General features: G+C 40.3%; 16 protein-coding genes, 1 other RNA gene and 3 pseudogenes. 10 read left to right on the forward strand and 10 right to left on the reverse strand.

Features of this window, described 5'->3' with window-relative positions; genetic code table 11:
- Positions 1-118 precede the first annotated feature (118 nt).
- Complete coding sequence (gene ung, locus G6Q48_RS16340) at positions 119-799, forward strand: uracil-DNA glycosylase (protein ID WP_102137496.1); 681 nt, start codon at positions 119-121, stop codon at positions 797-799.
- Positions 800-853: 54 nt separating this feature from the next.
- On the opposite strand, the gene grpE is transcribed toward ung, so the two are convergent.
- A complete protein-coding gene (gene grpE / locus G6Q48_RS16345; RefSeq protein WP_166267586.1) occupies positions 854-1,447 on the reverse strand; it encodes a nucleotide exchange factor GrpE in 594 nt (197 codons plus the stop codon).
- Between the two features lie 101 nt (positions 1,448-1,548).
- On the opposite strand from grpE, the gene nadK reads away from it, so the two are divergent.
- From nadK to bamE, 3 genes are all read left to right on the forward strand, one after another.
- The gene (gene nadK, locus G6Q48_RS16350) at positions 1,549-2,448 is read left to right on the forward strand and encodes an NAD(+) kinase (protein ID WP_102137494.1); all 900 of its coding nucleotides are present in this window, start codon (positions 1,549-1,551) and stop codon (positions 2,446-2,448) included.
- 86 nt (positions 2,449-2,534) lie between these two features.
- The gene (gene recN, locus G6Q48_RS16355; RefSeq protein WP_166267588.1) at positions 2,535-4,196 is read left to right on the forward strand and encodes a DNA repair protein RecN; all 1,662 of its coding nucleotides are present in this window, start codon (positions 2,535-2,537) and stop codon (positions 4,194-4,196) included.
- Between the two features lie 112 nt (positions 4,197-4,308).
- Positions 4,309-4,701: an outer membrane protein assembly factor BamE gene (bamE, locus tag G6Q48_RS16360; protein ID WP_166267590.1), complete on the forward strand. Its 393-nt coding sequence runs from the start codon at positions 4,309-4,311 to the stop codon at positions 4,699-4,701.
- 173 nt (positions 4,702-4,874) lie between these two features.
- Here bamE and G6Q48_RS16365 read toward each other — a convergent pair whose 3' ends face one another.
- Positions 4,875-5,171, reverse strand: a complete 297-nt coding sequence (locus G6Q48_RS16365) for an RnfH family protein (RefSeq protein ID WP_102137793.1) — start codon at positions 5,169-5,171, stop codon at positions 4,875-4,877.
- The gene (locus G6Q48_RS16370; protein ID WP_195697465.1) at positions 5,164-5,598 is read right to left on the reverse strand and encodes a type II toxin-antitoxin system RatA family toxin; all 435 of its coding nucleotides are present in this window, start codon (positions 5,596-5,598) and stop codon (positions 5,164-5,166) included. Before G6Q48_RS16370 ends, G6Q48_RS16365 begins: the two co-directional genes overlap by 8 nt.
- A 153-nt stretch (positions 5,599-5,751) precedes the next feature.
- On the opposite strand from G6Q48_RS16370, the gene smpB reads away from it, so the two are divergent.
- The 3 genes from smpB (at position 5,752) to G6Q48_RS16385 (ending at position 8,069) form a co-directional block, all read left to right on the forward strand.
- Entirely contained in the window at positions 5,752-6,234 is a 483-nt protein-coding gene (smpB, locus tag G6Q48_RS16375; RefSeq protein ID WP_004265004.1) for an SsrA-binding protein SmpB, read from the forward strand.
- Positions 6,235-6,282: 48 nt separating this feature from the next.
- Positions 6,283-6,646: a transfer-messenger RNA gene (gene ssrA, locus G6Q48_RS16380) on the forward strand.
- A 181-nt stretch (positions 6,647-6,827) separates the two neighbouring features.
- On the forward strand, positions 6,828-8,069 hold the full coding sequence (locus G6Q48_RS16385; RefSeq protein ID WP_141173336.1) for an integrase: 1,242 nt from the start codon (positions 6,828-6,830) through the stop codon (positions 8,067-8,069).
- Between the two features lie 454 nt (positions 8,070-8,523).
- Here the strand turns inward: G6Q48_RS16385 and G6Q48_RS16390 are convergent, their stop codons facing one another.
- The 4 genes from G6Q48_RS16390 to G6Q48_RS16405 all read right to left on the reverse strand — a co-directional run bounded on the left by G6Q48_RS16390 (position 8,524) and on the right by G6Q48_RS16405 (position 12,785).
- Complete coding sequence (locus G6Q48_RS16390) at positions 8,524-9,861, reverse strand: HEPN/Toprim-associated domain-containing protein (protein WP_166267592.1); 1,338 nt, start codon at positions 9,859-9,861, stop codon at positions 8,524-8,526.
- A 217-nt stretch (positions 9,862-10,078) separates the two neighbouring features.
- Positions 10,079-10,750, reverse strand: coding sequence for an inovirus Gp2 family protein (locus G6Q48_RS16395; RefSeq protein ID WP_060561168.1), 672 nt, complete (start codon positions 10,748-10,750; stop codon positions 10,079-10,081).
- A 297-nt stretch (positions 10,751-11,047) separates the two neighbouring features.
- Positions 11,048-12,547 carry a YfjI family protein gene (locus G6Q48_RS16400; RefSeq protein WP_166267594.1) on the reverse strand — a complete coding sequence of 500 codons (1,500 nt, stop codon included), beginning with the start codon at positions 12,545-12,547 and terminating at the stop codon, positions 11,048-11,050.
- Between the two features lie 28 nt (positions 12,548-12,575).
- Positions 12,576-12,785, reverse strand: a complete 210-nt coding sequence (locus tag G6Q48_RS16405) for a helix-turn-helix transcriptional regulator (protein ID WP_036941055.1) — start codon at positions 12,783-12,785, stop codon at positions 12,576-12,578.
- 98 nt (positions 12,786-12,883) lie between these two features.
- On the opposite strand from G6Q48_RS16405, the gene G6Q48_RS16410 reads away from it, so the two are divergent.
- The 3 genes and pseudogenes from G6Q48_RS16410 to G6Q48_RS16420 all read left to right on the forward strand — a co-directional run bounded on the left by G6Q48_RS16410 (position 12,884) and on the right by G6Q48_RS16420 (position 16,757).
- Positions 12,884-14,653: a hypothetical protein gene (locus tag G6Q48_RS16410; RefSeq protein WP_166267596.1), complete on the forward strand. Its 1,770-nt coding sequence runs from the start codon at positions 12,884-12,886 to the stop codon at positions 14,651-14,653.
- Between the two features lie 840 nt (positions 14,654-15,493).
- A pseudogene (locus tag G6Q48_RS16415) lies at positions 15,494-16,300 on the forward strand (IS5 family transposase).
- A gap of 37 nt (positions 16,301-16,337) precedes the next feature.
- On the forward strand, positions 16,338-16,757 hold the full coding sequence (locus G6Q48_RS16420) for a lipoprotein (RefSeq protein ID WP_150375720.1): 420 nt from the start codon (positions 16,338-16,340) through the stop codon (positions 16,755-16,757).
- A 74-nt stretch (positions 16,758-16,831) separates the two neighbouring features.
- Here the strand turns inward: G6Q48_RS16420 and G6Q48_RS16425 are convergent.
- From G6Q48_RS16425 to G6Q48_RS16440, 3 genes and pseudogenes are all read right to left on the reverse strand, one after another.
- Positions 16,832-17,364 (reverse strand): annotated as a pseudogene (locus G6Q48_RS16425) (antiterminator Q family protein).
- Positions 17,365-17,535: 171 nt separating this feature from the next.
- Positions 17,536-17,715, reverse strand: a pseudogene (locus tag G6Q48_RS23210) (TraI domain-containing protein); the annotation flags it as partial.
- A gap of 214 nt (positions 17,716-17,929) precedes the next feature.
- Positions 17,930-20,947, reverse strand: a complete 3,018-nt coding sequence (locus G6Q48_RS16440; RefSeq protein ID WP_166267598.1) for a type I restriction endonuclease subunit R — start codon at positions 20,945-20,947, stop codon at positions 17,930-17,932.

Genomic DNA, 20,947 nt, shown 5'->3' on the forward strand with positions numbered 1-20,947 from the left:
TTTTTAAATTAATCGTCAATATCAGGGCTTTATCTCTCCCTCATGAACCAGTAAGCTTATAGCTATCAACTGGTTCATATAATTGTTCCTTCATAAATTCATTGTTATGGAATATTTCATGTCAAACTCCATTACGTGGCACGATGTTATTGGCCCTGAAAAATCAAAATCTTATTTCAAAGAAACATTGGCGTATGTCGCAGAGCAACGTAAAAATGGTAAGGTTATCTACCCTGCTCAAGACGACGTTTTTAATGCATTTAAGTATACCGAGCTTTCCGATATTAAAGTGGTTATCCTAGGACAAGACCCATATCATGGACCAGGGCAAGCCCATGGTCTCTCTTTTTCCGTACTTCCTGGAATTAAGCCACCCCCATCATTAGTGAATATGTATAAAGAGCTCGAAAAGGATATTGATGGATTTCAAAGGCCGGCTCATGGTTACTTGCTCAGTTGGGCTCAACAAGGCGTTTTACTCCTTAATACCGTCCTCACCGTAGAACAAGGCAATGCCCATTCCCATGCGCATTTAGGTTGGGAAACATTTACAGATAAAGTCATTGAAGCAATTAATGAAAATACTGAGGGTGTGATTTTTTTACTCTGGGGCTCGCATGCCCAGAAAAAAGGTAAAATTATTGATACCAAACGCCATCATGTTCTGAAAGCACCTCACCCTTCTCCGCTTTCTGCTCACCGTGGTTTTCTAGGATGTGGACATTTTTCACAAACAAATGAAATTTTAGCTCAGCAGGGCAAAACCCCCATTGATTGGGCGCCAGTGATTAATGAATAATTTCAGATTGTAGACATAGAAAAAATGGGATACTTATGCATCCCATTTTATCAATTACTTAGACACAATAACCATTGCAGGTCTGAGTAAACGGTTATTTAGCGTGTACCCTTTTTGCATCACATTAATCACATGATTAGCTTGGTGATCTGGTGACTCAATCATCGTTATCGCTTGATGAACTTCAGGATTGAATGGCACATTCACTTCACTTACAGGCTCAATACCGAACTTAGCCACGGCATCTAAGAAGGTTTTCAGTGTTAAATTTAGCCCTTCTAACATCGCTTTAGACTCTTCACTTTCATGGTCTGCAGCATCTATTGCGCGTTCTAAGTTATCAATCACTGGTAATAATTCATTTGAGAATTTTTCCAATGCAAATTTATGTGCTTTCTCGATATCTTGCTCAGTCCTGCGACGAATATTTTCAATTTCGGCGTGTGCACGCAACATTGCTTCACGTTCAGTTTTTTGTGAAGCCTCTAATTGTTGCTCAAGCTCAGCAATACGCGCGGCTAACGCTTGTTCGTCTGCTTGTAATTCATCAGCTTGTTGAACGTCTACTTCTTGCTCTACTTGAACTTTTTGTGATTCATTTTGCTCAGAAGCTTGCTCATCATGCATGTTTTGGTCTTTACTACTCATGAATATCTCCGCGTATTTAGCATTAATCCCATATATGAGAGTATTATGGGGATCTAATACAGGGATTCAAGGGAAGTCATACAATCAGAGGCCAAAAAAGTATGCGAAAGGACAATAATACACCACCAACACATTTTAAAACGATAGGCATTGTCGGGCACCCTAGGCACCCTGAGGCATTGGCAACTCATGAATTAATATACCATTGGTTAATTTCAAAAAATTATCATGCCATTATCGATAAACAAGTTGCTAAAGATTTAAAATTAACTAATGCCAACACTGGGACATTAACTGAAATAGGCCAACAGGCTGATTTAGTTGTCGTCGTTGGCGGTGATGGCAACATGCTTGGTGCTGCTCGTATTTTATCTCGGTATAATAATAAAGTTATTGGTGTAAATCGTGGTAATCTCGGTTTCCTTACTGATTTAGACCCTGATAACGCATTACAACAACTTTCGAGTGTTCTTGACGGTAAATATCGTGAAGAAAGACGTTTTTTGCTCGAAGCACAAGTTATTAAAGCTAACCAAAAAGCACGTAAAAGCACCGCAATTAATGAGATTGTTCTCCACCCTGGCAAAGTTGCGCATATGATCGAATTCGAGGTCTACATTGATGAAAAATTTGCCTTTTCTCAACGTTCTGATGGCTTGATTATCGCCACACCAACAGGCTCTACAGCTTATTCTCTTTCCGCAGGTGGCCCTATTTTAACCCCAAACTTGGACGCGATTGTATTGGTGCCCATGTTTCCACATACCTTATCCTCAAGACCACTGGTCATTAGCAGTGACAGCAGTATTCGGCTGAAATTTTTACGAACAAATATTGATTATGAAGTCAGCTGTGATAGCCAAATCATGCTTCCTATTCAGGATGGCGAGGAAGTCATTGTTAAACGTAGTAATAAAAATCTTAATTTAGTTCACCCACAAGATTATAATTATTTCAATACGTTAAGTTCAAAATTAGGCTGGGCTAAAAAAACTTTCTAATTTTTTCATTCTGCCTCTTTACTGTATAAAAAAACAGTCATACACTGTATTAAAACACAGGTGTGTATTTTTACAGGAGAGCGCAGATGCTTACCCAACTAACAATTAATAATTTTGCAATCGTACGTGAATTAGAAATTGATTTCCGTAATGGTATGACCGCCATAACCGGTGAAACAGGTGCGGGTAAGTCTATTGCTATTGATGCACTTGGCCTGTGTCTAGGGAATCGAGGTGAAGCCAATATGGTACGCCCTGGTGCACAACGTGCTGACCTTTGCGCTCGCTTTTCCTTAGTAGATGCACAATTAGCTGCCAATTGGCTTACAGAACACCAACTTGATAACCAAAATGAGTGCTTATTACGTCGTACTATCTCTCCAGATGGTCGCTCCCGTGGCTTTATTAATGGCGTTTCAGTTCCTTTATCACAACTTAGAGAACTAGGCACATTGCTGATTCAAATCCATGGTCAACACGCACACCAGCTCTTGCTAGATAGCTCTCATCAAAAATCCTTGCTTGATGCCTATTCCAACCAGCAAGAACTACTGGTTCAAATGAAAAAAGCATGGCAAACATGGCATGATTCCTGCCAACAATTAGCCGTCTTTCAAAAGCAGGTGCAAGAGCGTGAATCTCGGCAGCAACTGCTGGAATATCATCTGAAAGAACTAAACGAATTCCGCCCTGTTCAAGGAGAGTTTGAAGAAATAGACCAAGAATATAAGCAACTCGCTAATCATGGGCAGTTTTTAGCTATTGGGCAAACAACAACACAAATACTATCCGAAAATGATGATTCGAATGTTATTAGCTTATTAAATATGGCAAAAAATGAATTGACTGACTTGGTTGCTCTCAATCCTAAATTCTCAGAATTACTTGATATGCTTGAAGAAGCATCAATACAAGTCAGCGAAGTCAGCGATGAAATCAAGCACTATTGTGACCAATATGAGCTTGACCCTAATCGCTTGTTTGAACTGGAAAAGCGTATCTCCAAACAAATCAACTTAGCGCGTAAACACCATGTCACACCAGAAGCCTTACCTGAATTATTTCAGCAATTACTAAGCGAACAAGAACAGATAGCCAATCAGAATGAAGACGCAGAAGTCTTAAATGCACAAGTACAAGCGAATCATAATACAGCTCTCGAATGTGCAAAACGCTTACACCATGTACGTTTACATTATGCACAAGAGTTAAGTACATTAATTACCAATAGTATGCATCAACTTTCAATGCCTCATGGCCTATTTACTATTGATGTAAAATTTATACCTGAACAACTACAAATCGATGGTGCCTGTAAAGTAGAATTCAATGTGACGACTAACCCAGGACAACCACACCAAGCGCTTGCTAAAGTTGCATCGGGTGGTGAATTATCACGTATAGCATTAGCTATCCAAGTCATTACTGCTAAAAAAATGGATACCCCTGCATTAATATTTGATGAAGTCGATGTCGGTATTAGTGGACCAACCGCAGCAATTGTAGGGAAGTTACTACGTGAACTAGGTGAGTCAACGCAAGTGATGTGCGTGACACATTTACCACAAGTAGCTGGGTGCGGTCATCATCACTTTTATGTGAGTAAAGAGACAAACGGTGTAGAAACAGAAACTCACATGCAATTACTGGATAAAAAAGCCAGATTACAAGAACTTGCGCGTCTTCTTGCTGGTTCTGAGGTAACAAAAAATACGCTTGCCAACGCGAAAGAGTTACTTGCAGCATAATTTTTGACAACTTTTTTATGCTTATGTGGTCTTAGAGTCGATAAGGAAGGTTTTAAATTGTATCAATGTCGATTATCATTGATGTTCTGACTCCAAAAGGAATGAGATATCCATGCGTTATAAATTGTTAACTGCTGCAGCACTATCACTCGCATTAATGTCTACGGGCTGTTCAATGATGGAACGTCTTGTCTATCACCCGGACATTAACCAAGGTAATTACCTCACAGCGAAAGATGTTGCTAAGATCCAAAAAGGAATGACACAGCAACAAGTCGCTTATACTTTGGGCACGCCAATGTTATCTGACCCGTTTGGTACTCAGACTTGGTATTATGTTTTCCGCCAAGAACTTGGGCATGACCCAGTTCAGCAAGAAACTTTAACTCTGATCTTTGATCGTAATGGCATTCTGACTGACATCAAAAACGAGAAAAATCTTGCCGCGCAGGAATCAATGGAAGCCGCTGAAACAAAAGTATCAGAAACTAAAGCCGCTGACTAACCATAAGACACTAGGGCCACCTAGTATGATAATAACAGCCTGTCTTTTGAAAAGTTATTCAGGCGGGTTGTTATTATGAGTGCCTTTATTATAGATTTATTTAATCTCATTTTAACTAAATAAATTTCAATAAAAAACCGAGCTTTTGCTCGGTTAGCTACAATAGAATAAAGTTACTTATTTTTAGCTTCTTTAGATTTTTCGGCTCGTTTACGCCTTAATTCTTTTGGATCAGCAATCAAAGGTCGATAAATCTCAACACGATCCCCATCTTGCACTAAATCAGTCAATTTAGCGGGTCGGCTATAAATACCAATCTTATTTTTTTTAAGGTCAATATCATCCCTAAGGGCTAGGATGCCAGAAGCAAGTATTGCTTCTTCTATTGTGCTACCTTCTTTAACTTTAACTGATAACAAAAATTGCTTTTCAGGAAGCGCATATGTCACTTCAATGTTCAGCTCAGACACTGTAAACATCCTTTGCTCTTAAAGTGAAAGCTTGTACCATATTATTTGCTAATTCTTTGAAAACTTTGCCAAATGCAAGCTCTATCAATTTATTTGTAAATTCAAAATCAAGGTGAAATTCGATTTTACAAGCATCCGCACTTAAAGGAATAAATCTCCAACCACCCGCTAATTTACTAAATGGCCCTTCCACAAGTTGCATATGAATGCACTTGTTATCTTCTAGCACATTTTTTGTGATAAAAGTTTTGCTAATGCCTGCTTTTGACACCTCAACAGAGGCGGTCATCTCTTCAGAACTATGACTAATAATTTGGCTACCGACACACCCTGGCAAGAAGCTTGGATATGAAATAACGTCATTAACGAGTTTATACATTTGTTCTGCGCTAAACGGAACTAACGCAGAGCGGCTAATCTGTGGCATATCAATTCCTATCCCCAAAAACTGAGCGTATAATACCACCTTTGATTGGTTAAACAAAAAACAAAACCCACATAGGGCAAGATTTGCACAATCAAAAAAATATCAGCTTAGAAAGATTTCTTTCAACTCAGCTTACAGTATAATGATTGCACTATGACAAAGAAAAAACCATATAAACCCGGTTCAGCAACAATTGCTATGAACAAGCGTGCTCGCCACGAATATTCTATCGAAGAGGAGTTCGAGGCGGGTCTATCCCTACAAGGTTGGGAAGTTAAATCACTCCGAGCAGGCAAAGCCAACATTGGAGATAGCTACGTTCTTTTAAGGGACGGTGAAGCTTATTTATTCGGTGCAAACTTCACTCCACTGACAGTTGCATCATCGCATGTTGTATGCGACCCAACTCGTAGCCGTAAGTTACTTTTAAATCAACGTGAATTAGATACACTCTACGGTAAAGTTAATCGTGAAGGTTATACCGTTATTGCACTTTCCCTCTACTGGAAAAATGCATGGTGTAAAGTTAAAATTGGTGTTGCCAGAGGTAAAAAATCTCACGATAAACGTTCTGACATTAAAGAACGTGAATGGCAACTCGATAAAGCACGTATAATGAAACATTCTAATCGCTAACCTCTAGCTTTATAGAGTATTTTTCTGTTATACTGCGCTCAACAACTTGGGGCTGATTCTGGATTCGACGGGATTTGCGAAACCCAAGGTGCATGCCGAGGGGCGGTTGGCCTCGTAAAAAGCCGCAAAAAAATAGTCGCAAACGACGAAAACTACGCTTTAGCAGCTTAATAACCTGCTTAGAGCCCTCTCTCCCTAGCCTCCGCTCTTAGGACGGGGATCAAGAGAGGTCAAACCCAAAAGAGATCGCGTGGATGCCTTGCCTGGGGTTGAAGCGTTAAATTTAATCAGGATAGTTTGTTGGTGGCGTGTCTGTCCGCAGCTGGCAAATGAATTTAAAGACTAGACTAAGCATGTAGTACCGAGGATGTAGAAATTTCGGACGCGGGTTCAACTCCCGCCAGCTCCACCAAATTATCTTCTAAGGACGTCCAAAGAAGACTGAAAAGCCCGCTAACTCAATGAGTTGCGGGCTTTTTTATGTCCTACACTGTCCTATTTTATCCCACCCAAGCTAATTCCTTTAGGCCCATTGATAGGCCCAACGAAAAGAACTAACATCTTTGTTGGGCCTAAACGCATGGAGATTTTTCATGGCAAGAAAAACTAAGCCATTAACCGATACCGAAATCAAAGCAGCTAAACCGCAGGACAAGGACTATCAGCTGTATGATGGTGATGGACTCACACTGCTAATCAAATCTAGCGGAAGCAAGTTATGGCAATTCCGTTACTACCGCCCTTATACAAAACAAAGGACCAAACAAAGTTTTGGGGCCTACCCTGCTGTCACACTTTCCGATGCTAGAAAACTTAGAGCAGAATCTCGCTCATTACTGGCGAAAGATATTGACCCTCAAGAATATCAGAAAGATCAAATAAGGAACTCTCAAGAGGCTAAAACTAATACCTTCCAACTAGTCGCTGAACGTTGGTGGGAAGTGAAGAAATCCACCGTCACAGAAGACTACGGTAATGATATCTGGCGTTCACTTGAACGAGATGTTTTTCCCGCCATAGGCGATATCAGCGTTACCGACATCAAAGCACATATATTGGTCCAAGCAATACAACCAGTTCAAGCCAGAGGTGCATTAGAAACCGTTCGCCGCCTTTGTCAGCGTATTAACGAAGTCATGATCTACGCTCAAAATACTGGGTTAATTGATGCCGTTCCAAGTATCAATATTGGCAAAGCTTTTGAAAAACCCAAGAAAAAGAATATGCCAAGTATTCCCCCTGATCAGCTACCAAAGCTCATGCAGACAATGCGTACAGCTAGTATTAGCCTATCTACTCGATGCTTGTTTATGTGGCAGCTACTCACCATCTCGCGCCCTGCCGAAGCCGCTGAAGCTCGCTGGGACGAAATCAACTTTGAAACCAAGGAATGGAAGATCCCCGCTGCTAGAATGAAAATGAACCGTGAGCACACTGTTCCGTTATCTGAAGCTGCTTTAGCTATTTTAGAGCTAATGAAACCATTAAGTGGTAATCGTGAGTTTATCTTTCCTAGTCGAATCAAGCCTACCCAACCGATGAATAGCCAAACCGTCAATGCGGCATTAAAACGCGCTGGATTCGGTGGTGTACTTGTTTCACACGGTCTACGCTCAATTGCTAGTACGGCACTCAATGAGCAAGGATTTCCACCTGACGTTATCGAAGCCGCCTTAGCCCATGTTGATAAAAACGAAGTTAGACGCGCCTATAATCGCAGTGACTACCTAGAGCAAAGACGCCCCATGATGCAATGGTGGGCTGATTTTATTGAGGAAGCAGATAGGGGGAGTATTATTGAAGGCGGGATAAGAGGAATATCGCTAGTTGGATAACTTATTATGGTACCAGCTAAATTTAGCTGGTACCATAATAGCGCAGATCTATACATCATCCAGACGTCAGATATGTGCCAGGAGCGGACATTGCTGACATCAAAATGTGTTAATCAAACGGGAACAGGTTAAACCTTCAGTTCACGTTAACAGCGGGTGCGGATATTTCGTTGTCCGCGCCAAATTATGTTGGCGTTCCACCGTCGTAACACGACACTGTGTGTTCCCAAACACACAGGAAACAGAAAAGGAAAGTGAATACTGCGATTTTGAAACTCTGGTAATCCAAGGGAGAAAATGAGCGCACCGGATCTGATGCTGAGAAGATTGCAGATATTGCCTAGGAACAGGGGTTACGACTTCACTCCAGAGAAACACTCACCATGACAGAGTGAAATACCTCATTGACCATCGCAACATTGGCTAACTCATACAGGCCGCATATGCGGCCTTTTTAGTCTGGATATTGAACATCTACTTCATTCTTTCGAATCTCTGATGAGATTTTTGAACACGCCTTTATTAATTCATCCAAGACTATAGCGAGTTTGGAAAAATCATATTTGCTAAAATCCTTACTCCCTGGTCTTAGTTTCATGAATTTTTTCGTGTAATAGTCTTTATTTTCCAGCGCACCTTGATAAGCATCGCTTTCCTTTTTGTAACTTGACCACCGGATTTGTGCTTCGTCATATTCAGAAAATGTTAGATCCAGATAGCATTCAATCGCTACAGCCCTGCCATTGATGTTTTCATGGGTAACACCATGGGGCCCAATAGCTGGAAATTGATTGAAATCAGGAAGATCAGGAAGATGAATACAGTTGATATTGTGAGGTAATGCGAGTTTACGGATCTTGTTGTACGCCTCAATTCCTTCGCAATCATTGTCCAAAACGAAAACAATCAAATTTTGAATGTCGATTTTAACGAGTCCGGCTGCGAACTTCACCAAATTCCCAGAACCAGTGAACGGGTATCCCTCACTCATATCAATGAAGTGAAAAAAATCCGCAATATCAGGGCGTAATAGTCGCAATGCGTACTTGATGACGTTTGAGTCGGTGCTTCCCTCGGTAGCAATCAGGAACTTGTCACGTCTGCGAGCATCTACCTGAATATCTTTTATGTTCGCATAGCCAGCAGAAACCAGTTCTCCGTAATCCCAAGTGACGAATTCATTTTTATTGTTTGGATTTTCAGCCAAAACTCGCATTACAGAGTATGGATGCAATATGCTAACTAAAGTCCCAAAAAAAGATTTTTCAGACCATGAATTAATAAAGAGATTGTCATATTTAGGTATTCGGTTTAATAACTCATCATTATTAAATCGTCCCCTGATAAGTTCACGCTCTTTTTTCTCATCTTTTAAATTAATAACATCATCATTTAGCTCGCTAATGTTTACGCTTTTTATAAAATTAACGAACTCATCAAAACTCATCATATTACTAATTGGCTTTGCATACTCTGGAAAGGATACATTGAAGTCCTCCAGATATTCTATTTCATCTTTAACCATGAGTTCATATTCATAGCGTATATTTTCCAGGGTGTAGCCCAACAACTCCAATCGGTAAGTTACTTGCCCCAAAGGCTTACGCAACACAGTACGACAGAGGATGCCATCAGGAGTGTCGTAGTCTTCGCCTTCCTCTATTTGATCTTCATCTAGTGGGTTGACGTGATGATCGTCATTTTGAAACAGGCCTCCATGATCTATACCCAGCGAGTTCTTACTCGAAACTAGCTCCATACCTGACACTTCAAGAGAAATCACAGTACCCATAATTCAACCTTTGAATGGCATTTTCCGTAGTACCGGAATACTACCAATATCTCGATTGGGCATCCATGATTTAAACTGGCTTCTATACTCTGTTTTTAGCAAATCGGACTGACCACACCCCGGTAGCGTCTGCTCCTCGCTCAGACCAGCCGGTCAGGCTTAGTTATGTTCTACCCAACGAAACCTGTTAGTTCAAGTCTGAGCTAATGCCTCTCAATTAAACCTGACTGGTTCCAAAGTTTCTAAAGTCAGTCATGAGCTCCTTGGTATTCATTTTAGCCAGATACGTCATGCGTAATAGGAAATCAAAATAATTAGAATGACGGGCCAGAGCATCTCGTCTATCAAATCGAAATACGGGGTTCTCTGGAAAGTTAACTAATGGTGCATAGTCCGGGTACGCTAAGCCAATGGCGCTACACCATGCTCGTTGTATTCTAGTCGCCATATTATTGGCATCATCTTGTAAATAGTTGCCTAAATAGCCGTATATATCTCGATTAAATAACAAAACTAAATGGTAGTGAGGATATTCACTTTCATTACGTTCTCTTACCCAAGCATAATAAGGGAGTGCTGGTGTACCTGAACGCCCCGTACGATGATGTGCTGCTCTCAGTTGGCTTTTTAGTGACTCGATAAAACGGGTAATGGCTCGCTCATCCGTGCGTTGAAAACATACCGGCATATCTGGGGCATCAGGACTACTATCCTGAGCGAATCGTAAATCAACTCGGATTGCAAATACTCGGTTATGGTGTTCTAGTGTATTCTCAACCACTGCCAGTAATCGACGAAGGATATAATACGATATCGAGGAATCATAGCGATCACTCGCGATAGTTATCAGTTGATCCAATTCTGTTTTAGTTAATGCATAATCTGACATTTTTATTACCTTACTATCATAGAAATAGCGATATCTGTATTCGTGTTTAAGTACCTATCGCATCCATAACGCAGTGAGTTATAGACACAATAGGTATGGTGATTAAATAAACATTGCTTTGTTGATTGATAGGTGTTATTGTTATAAATTAGTATTGTATTTAGTAAGATGTTATATATTACCTATACCGACATCATTCCATTTAATAAAAGACAGACTCATCCTCCCCAAAGCCGCAATAACCCTAGCTTGGTGATATAATCCTACTCACTGATATTATTAAAAATAACTCTGAAGTTATCCTGATTTTGGTGAGTTATTGAGTATGAATACCCCTCTGCTACTGAACGGAATATTCAATCGTTCCGCTAACTCTTCAGGTGTCATTTTTGCACCAATAAATCCCACATAACCAATGCCATCTTGAATAAACCGTTTCAGTTTCCCCTCTCTTTCCAATTGGTTAATAGCTGGCTCTAAACGCTCACTGTGTCTAACTGCTCTTGGTCCATATTTAATAATATAATTCGTTCTAAAATTATAAGATCCATTACTCTCTAAATGACTCTCAAGCCAATCGAGTAATTTTTCAGCATCACTAGGCTCCCTCGTTTCATCAGTTTTAGCGATAAAGTGATTGAGATACCACTGTGTGATATAAAATGCCGCATTCAAGGTTTCTTTTGTGATCAGCGTTGAATTCGGTGTCATAAAAACCTGCATCACTGCCGCAATTCTCGACGCATGTTCCATATAGCGCGCAATAAAATCCTCATAATGTGAAAATGCCGTGTCCTGCTTTATACAATCTGATATGATTCGCTGCTGTTCATACCAGTATTTTTGTGCCTCCACCGTTAATGTGATACACTGACGTTCACCACCATACTCTCTTCGCAATGCAGACTTGTCTAAGTGCGCGATCAAAACGGAAGAGAAGGCATCAAATGCATGCGCGTCTAATCGTAAAGTGTTTAGGTCATCCAATTTAGTTAATGAATTGTTCAAATCCACGAATAAAAAACGGGCTAGCCCACCAGAATATCGAAACTTCGTGCCTTTTTTCCTCAAATAATGATTAAACAATTCCGGCTGTAACATTAACAAGATGCTAAAACGGGCATCTGAAATAAAGTCGCTGTCGCGTGAAACACGGCTCACCGAAATACTCTCTCCACACCAGAGTGAATTTAATAACGAAATTTTATGAAATAGATTGCCGTCAAACAAAGCCCCAGCTTCATCTGAGGCCAGTGTTAACACTGGATACCCTTGCCCTAATTCCCGAGTTAATGCCTCGCTGGTTGGATCATTGATAATTAAACGCCTTTGAACCGGCTTAACAGGCGCTTGTTGTAGGCATTCATCTAACTGACGACGAGCCTCAGCCACATCACCGTTATCCTTAAGCATTTTTTGATAATGTTTCTCATGAGCTTTTAGCTCTATTTTCCAAATAGCCTCATGCCGTTGATACTCCGCCTGTGCTGAACCATATTCTCTTTTTTGTGCTTCTTCCCACTGAATAACCGGTGCTATCAACATTCTGAATACCGTCGTCTTTTTACTGCCCGACTTGGCGAGCACAAGCGTATAAAGTGAAGTGGGATAGCGAATCCCTTGGATAGGTTGAACATCAACATTATCCTGACACCCCATCCCCATAATCCCTAATAGGGTAGGTAAAATAATATCTGGGCTCGCCCCTGTTTGAGCGTGTATGTGCCCTATCAGCTGCTGAAAAAATTCAGGTAAACATTTCAACTGCAAACACAGTTCTGGATTATCATTTGACATTTTTCTTGATCCTTAATTTAATCGACAACTAAACTTCACGTGAAGCAACCCATTTTTCGATCTCACTGTATAACCATCCAACCGATGAAGCACCAAGCTTAAGCGGTTTTGGAAACGTGTCATCATAATACTTTGAGCGTGGATTCAATTTTTCATAAATACTGGAACGAGATATCCCCAGTACTTTGGTGAGTTCTGTAATGCGGAGAATACGTAAGGATTGAGTTGTTGTTGACATGTTATGCCCTCCGAGTGTGTTTCATTCGACGTAGACTTTGCCACAAGTTCTGGCAGTATTTCCCCGTACAAATTTGGAAACCAATTTAGGAGGAGTGTATGCGCCATCATAATTTTGCCAGTATCATGTTAACGGTTTGTCGCGTATTCGAGCTAAATACAAAAGACATCACCGGTAATGCACTGAATATGCGAGATAAATATGCAACCTCAGATTTTTCATTGCATCAAAAGTTTTTTGATATCTATTACAATAAAATCATTGACATAATAGATGCCGAGGCAGTTTATAGTCAGGAGGACAGACGTGATGTATTCTATAAATATGAACAACTGTATAACGAAGTTGTGCATAAGGTGGTTTATTCTAACTTAGAAAAAGATATCATCACAAAAAAATACATGGAAACAGCGATACCCGCCATTATTGCACTCGATATGTATCAAACTCTCAGTCGCCATACTCAAAATGAGCAGCCTCCAAGCTTTTATCACCACATACAGGCCTTTTTATTGAGTGATGACTACCTCCTCGATAATTCGGATCCTAAACACCTATTTCAAGGTGTCAGACATTACTTGAAAAAAATGCTTAAGCAGCAAAACATACAACCGAAAGAGAGCTTAATGGAAATCAACTCATTGATTGATAATATCCGGAGTGGCAAAAACCCAAAAACAAGCTCAATTAAACACGCGATTAAGATTTGCAAATTTGAAGCAAAGAATTTCGAGAACGAACTTGATGAATTTGAAAAAACCTATACATCTTTAAGTACCTTATTAAGACTTCAAAATACCACAGGGTGGGTACCTCTCATTACTCAGCATTATCGTGAATTGATGGAGGAAAATATGCGTTCATCCCATCTGTTATCTTCACTACATATGTATCTCTATCGATTTGATTACGACAAATGTTTATTAGAGGAATGTGCGAAAACCCTTATTCATTATGCCAATGTGATTACCCCAAAAAAAGATCGTATAGAACAGTACAGCCTAGCGATTAATTATTTAAAATCGATAATATTTAAAGGAGACTTTCCTTCCTCTAATCATACTGAAAATGAATTTAAAAATTTAAAACGTTGGTTTGAAAAAAGAGCGGATATTCCCTTATTAGCTCCCTATGCTAAACTCACTGTAATCATCGATTTATTACACAATAAAAAACTTGAAGAAGCGTATCAACTGACGCATGAAATGTTATCTGAAGAATTACCTTACGGATATTTAAAAGCAACTTTTGCAAACATTAGCCTCGCATTGAAAATAAAGCTAAAGAAAAACACAATAAAAAATGGGACACTACTGCGTTTAATTAATCCGATTTTAAATTCACAAGGTGAATACGTTGATTTTGCTCTGGGTTCAGCAACATCACTAAATAATCCCATCATCAAAGACCCGAATAATTTAACAATCCTTCGAGCAATTAAAACCTACAACACACTCATTACTACAATTACCCCCGCTGAAGATAACGAAGAGATTGAACGTTATCCACAAACGATTTCAGGCTTATTAAATGAGGTTAATACCGCTCTTGAAAAACTTGATGACCAAATCTCTTATCTTGATGAGTTTTGTAGCGAACATTTTGCCGATATAATAATTGAAAAAAAGGTACTGACTCGACGAGAGCTGACTCAAAATCTAATTGGTATCTTAAATCATTGTACCCTAACTAATTGCATTGGTTGTTTACCTGTATTAATGAAATATCTGAAGGCACCAGATGAAAGACAAGACGCTATCACTTCTTTTATGGGGATCTCAGAATACGATGAATACAAAAGATGTTTATTAAGACAAATGTTACATATCGTAAATAAAAAGTTAGATCAGCAAGCCAACACACAATAATTTTTTACTACAAAACACTTATGGGCCCGGCTACAACGGCTACATGTAGCCGTTGTAGCCGGAGGAGAACATCATTTTTATTACATCCCATTTCGTTTGCAGAATAAAAATATTCTTTAGCCAAAATGCTCCATCACTTAAATAAATTTAGGATGATTTCTAAAATAGAAAACTTGAGAGAAAATATATCTTTCTTCTACAGTAAGGAATAGCATGAAGACTCTTTGAAGGAAGTATCTATAAAAATTCATTAATGAGATAGAGTGCAAAGAATAAAAATCGAAAAACAACTTAAACATTTTAATGTTAGTATTAGCATTTAAATGATGGAACGATCTTAGAAAAAGGTTATTAGAACAAATTTAATCACAAAGATATTTTCAATAACCATAACTATATTGTAAAAAATTGTTAACATTACTGATATTGGAAAGATAATATATATTACATCCTATTACACAATCCGTGGATTATTTTTAAAAACAATATCTTTATCACCCTACTGCAATGTAATAATCAATTATGTAAACAAGAGATCGAAATATAAATAAAACAGTTTTATTAGCCTGACAGTTAATAAGCTAACTGCACCATAAAATGTAAAGAGTAACTATTAACACAATAATTAAGTATGCTAACCTTCCAATGTCAAGTCTAATTAACGATACTGACTACCAAATAATCAAAGAAATAAGAAACATCATATTTGATCAAAAAAAGCAAAAAAGCAAAAAAAGCAAAAAAAGCAAAAAAAGCAAAAAAAGCAAAAAAAGTATACTAAGAACCTATCCCAAAAGGAATTGTCAGATAATACATAATGATAATTTATGAGGGCAAAGCATGGTGGGTAACAAGTGGCAAATCAGTGATGAACTCTGGGAGAAAATGGCTCCACTGATTCCGGAGCATAAAACTCACCATCCTCTGGGTACGCACCGCAAGCGGGTTGATAATCGCGCTGCAATGAACGCCATCTTCTTCGTACTCAGGACGGGTTGCCAGTGGAATGCGCTGAATGCCACCGGTATATGCTCGTCAAGCTCTGCTCACCGCCGATTTCAGGAGTGGCGGGATGCTGGCGTATTTGAACGCTTCTGGCAAAACGGGTTGCTTGCCAGCGAACAGCTGGACGCTATTGACTGGTCGTGGCTGTCGATGGATGGTTGTATGACCAAATCACCGCTGGCAGGCTCAAAAAAACAGGCAGGAACCCAACAGAGCGGGGAAAACGGGGCGTAAAGCGCAGTCTGATGACTGACGGGAACGGGCTTCCGCTTGCACTGGTTGTCGCCGGAGCAAATACGCACGACATAAAGCTGGTTGCGGATACGCTCGATGCCCTCCAGACGGGCAGACCGGGCAAGAGGCTCCGGTTGTGCATGGACAAAGGGTATGAAGCGGAATGGTTGGGATCGTATCTGAAAAGTCGTCGCTATGAACCTCATATCCAGTCACGGAAGGATGAGTCAGAAGCCATCAAAAACACGGATTTTAAGGCCCACCGCTGGGTTGTAGAGAGAACACACAGTTGGATGAATCGCCTACCGTCGTGTCCTGACTCGTTGGGAGAAGAAGGTCGAGAATGATGAGGCGATGCTGCATTTTGCCTGTGGTATCATTGTCTGGAATAAAACCCTATTGGGATAGGTTCTAAATACCTATGAATTATAACTAAGGAAATCATATGAATAAAAAAGCTTTGTACTTCATAGGGGCAGTTATTGCTCTTAGTGGATGTAGTTATAAAAATGAATATTCTGGCGTAGACAAATCTCACTGCGATACTATTTATAATGAATTTAAAACATCTTTTGATTCCGCAGATGTTTGTATTGATGAGAATTTATCTAAGCTGTATAACACAGGAACAAATCAGGAGCTTCTCGAAGTTATCTATTACAAATGCAAAAAAGATCTGAACACATCGAATAAAGCGTATCTACATTCTATCTATTGTAAGATGGCACAGGATAATAACGAATCTTATTTTACAATAAATGAAAGTATTTCTGAGAAAACAGAATACGAGTATTTAAATAGGATAGAGCAAGATACAAAACTCGAAATTCTTGAAAAAATAATGAAATACCGTTCTGAAAAATAAACAAAAAACCCAGCACATTGGCTGGGTTAGTTCGTCACAGTTACTAAAAGGGCAACTTACCTTTAGATAGTGATTCATTGAATCAAAGAAGTCAACACGTTCTTACTATTATTTTTCTTTTTCCACTCATTATCGAGTATTTTAAATGCATTATAGAGATGAGTGTAAATTAAATACTCGGCAGAACGGATGATTTCTTTTACCTCACGGCGGCATGTGGCCATCGAGGGCTTTCGATATTCAAGCGTGCGATTTCTGCAAACCATTTGCCGTGGCTGTGCAATACCATAATAATAACGAGCAATGGCACGATCTGAACTCACAAAGGCATACCGTAATAACAATAACGTAAATGCGACTCAGTCTATATGATAAATTTTATCGACCACCTTGGTGATTAACATTCCATCGTCGTCATTACACATTTCCCTTTCTGGATAATCACGCTTTCCACAGTAGCCATAAATTCAGCGATGATACTGCTTTGGCGCTTTTCTAATCTACCGCTGTAAACTCAAGCACCAAACTTGGATAGCCAACCTTTCAACCAGGCTTCTTGCTCAGTATCAAGTACAAGTCCGTCAGAGATATTTTTTATACTCGACATGCGCACAGCTCCATTACTTCTCTTTTCGTTTGTTCCAGTAGTTCAGTTTGGGTGCCGTGAATTTCTTGCCATGTTTTGGGTGCCGCATTACCTAGCTAAAGAATATTCTAAACACTACAGTTCGAATTACCGTACGATAGGCTATAGTCAGTACTAGAAGCGACTTAGGCAGGTAGTGGGCGCTACCTGTCTTTTAAAAGGGTTCCACTGATAGCCGCAATCCTCGTCTGTTAGGGACTAGTCTGATACGGGCTTACCAATATCATGGAACAAAACGCCGAAGGCTGCTGCAACACGCCACCTTGGTTCAAGCTCTTTTATCTCAACAGGTGTGCCACTGGTGTCAATGATCTTCAAAAAATCACCAAATCAATTTCCACATGCTGACCTCATATCAGACACTATTCATGATTTGAGTTTTTGACAAACGTATCCTGGTGTTTGTGAAGAAACGAGTTCACTTGTGACTTATCCAGCCCCAGCTCCTTGGCAATTTGACGTCCTTTCAGGCCTGGTGACCCACCTAATAACTCTGAGACTGCCTTCAGCAAACCATCACTCCTTTCTACCTACCTACCATTCGTTGCATACTTTGCGTCCACGAGGCTTTAAATGCTGAATCTCCTGCGAACAACTTGTAGAGCTCAAGCTCATCTTTACGGCGTTGCAGCATGATTTCCTTGAGCATTTTTTCGAAGGCCAAATCTCGATTATGGGGATCTGGGTTGTTTTTGTATTTCGATTCGAAGTCAGGGTGATTGCGGATACTTTCAGCGATGTTCACGAACTTAACCTTTTGCTCTTCAGGTGTGGCACTCCAGCCCTGGAACCATCGCTCATTAAATGTGCGAATGATTTCATCCAGCGGGTCAGTTTCTTTTTCACCGCCATGCGCCCCACGTGGGTTCGGATTTTGAGGATCAAGCTCCGCTTCTTGGTCACTAAGTTTAATGCTGTGGTTAAGCTTCACACGTTGCAAACCGTATGAACTCAGATCGACAGAATCGAGAAGCTCATCAATAGCATCAGCATCGGGATCTTCCACTTTCAATTTCGGTATTAAAAACTTCAGGAACCAAAACAGTTTTTCCCAGCTGACCATTTCATAAGGCATGATAGAAGCCATCTGCCCATAGATTTTAACGAACTGTTTGGCTTTAATCTTAAAGTCCACTTTAGCTTCAGCTTCAAGATCTAGTTCATGGTCAAACCGCGCTGCGGCAATATCAATGATTGGACTGAGTGTTTGGGCGTCTTCATTCTTGAAATAACGCGTCACAAAGTCTTCAACTTCATACCACTCGTACACACCGACATCGTCCATTTCATCTTTCAACTCGTGCAGTACGTTTATATCTGTAGCTTGGGACAATGACGTTGCTGTATAGAAAGGATCGAATGCTGATTGAATATCTTCAACCGAGTTGAAAAAATCCAGGATAAACAAGTCTTCTGTTTTCTTCCCTAGCTTAGGTGCACTGCGATTGAGCCTAGATAGCGCCTGAACACACAAGACACTGGCGAGCTTCTTATCTACATACATGGCGCAAAGTTTAGGCTGATCAAACCCAGTCAGATACTTGTTCGCAACCACTAAAAGTCGATACTCATCGGTATCAAACATATCTTTGGTATCTGACTCGGCAAAACCATTAATATCTGCTTCGGTATATTCAATACCATCAACTTCTTTGGTTCCTGAGAAAGCAATGGCAACTTTAAAGGGGTTCCCTTGCTCCTCAAGTATTCGCCTTATCGCTTTGTAGTATCGAATGGCCGCCTCAATATTTTGAGTGACCACCATTCCTTTACCTTTACCTTTGAGCTTTTTCGTATTCACGACATGCGGAACAAAATGCTCCAGCATAATCTCTGCCTTGGTATCAATTGTTTGCTGGCTTCGTTCTACATAAGCTCTGAGTTTTTTCTGCGCCTTTTTGGTATCAAACTCAGGGTTATCAGCAATTGATTTCTCAATCTCATAATAACTTTTGTACGTCGTATAATTTGCCAGCACATCCAAGATGAAGCCTTCTTCAATGGCTTGTTTCATCGAATACAAGTGAAACGGCTTGTAAGAGCCATCTTCTTGGCGTTGACCAAATTTCTCCAAAGTGCTGTTTTTTGGTGTCGCTGTAAATGCTAGGTACGACGCATTCCCGCGCATCTTGCGTGATTTCATCGCCTGAAGGATTTTATCCTGAGCATCTTCTGCCTCTTCGACTTCAGACTTGCCCATCGCTCGGTTCATATTGTCATGCGCCGAACCAGACTGTGAGCTGTGTGCTTCATCGATGATCACCGCAAAGCGCTTGTCACTAAGATCGGCGATACCATCAATAATGAACGGAAATTTCTGAATCGTCGTTATAATGATCTTTTTGCCATTCTCCAGCGCCTGCTTAAGCTCAGAAGACTTGTTCGCCGGGGCAATAATGTTCTTTACTTCAGAAAACTCTTTAATGTTATCCCGCAGCTGCTTGTCCAATAGGCGTCTATCGGTAACCACAATTACAGAGTCAAATAACGGCTGCTCCAAGCTTTTTCCGCCTGCTACATCAGACGAAGCAGGATAGGTTTCAATTAGCTGATAAGCTGCCCAGGTAATCGAGTTAGACTTACCTGAACCGGCAGAGTGTTGAATTAAGTAAGTCTGACCGACACCGTGCTGGGCGGCATGGTCTACTAATTTTCTCACCACATCCAATTGGTGGTATCGAGGAAAAAACAGGGTTCGCTTTGGTAATGGATCTTTGCTTGACCCATCCAGACGCACAAAATGCTGAATAATATTCGCCAAGCTTTCTTTAGTGAATACTTCTTGCCATAGGTATGCCGTTTTATGGCCAGATGGATTCGGCGGGTTGCCTTGCCCAAGATTGTGACCTTTATTGAACGGCAAGAAGAATGTACTGCTACCTGATAACTTGGTGGTCATATACACTTCGTCGGTATCGACCGCCATATGCACTAGGCAGCGGGCAAAGGTCAGCAATGGCTGAGTTGCATCCCGATCATCTCGATACTGCTTTTGGCCGTGATAACGTGCTGTTTGCCCGGTCCATGCGTTCTTCAACTCCAGCGTTATCAATGGTATTCCGTTGATAAACAATACCATGTCGATTTCTTGTAGGGGATTTACCATGGAATAGCGCACTTGGCGAGTACAACTAAACACGTTATCTGCAAAGTTTTGCTTTACCTTCTCACTACTACTTGCCAAAGGGGCTGGATAGAGCAAATTGAAATGAGCATCGTCTACGCTTAGCCCTTTCTTAAGTAAATGAAGAATGCCATGCTTCTTAATCAGTCGGTCAAATCGTTCGAGTAACTTACGTTGCCAATCTGAGGGGTTGTTCTTTTGCAGTTTGGCCAACTCTACTTCTTGTGTCTTTTGCAGAAATTGCCAGAAAAAACGTTCATCAATGGCATATTGCATATTAAAGTCACTAGCAGCACCAATGAAGTATCCAGCACCCAGTGACTGCTGACTCAGTCCCTCTTTAAGCTCTTCAGTACTGATCCCAGCCAGACATTTCTCAATGGCCGACTCTAATGCTTGTTCATTGGTTTGACTGACCAT

This window comes from Providencia sp. M-27, assembly GCF_011077905.1.
GTDB lineage: Bacteria > Pseudomonadota > Gammaproteobacteria > Enterobacterales > Enterobacteriaceae > Providencia > Providencia huaxiensis.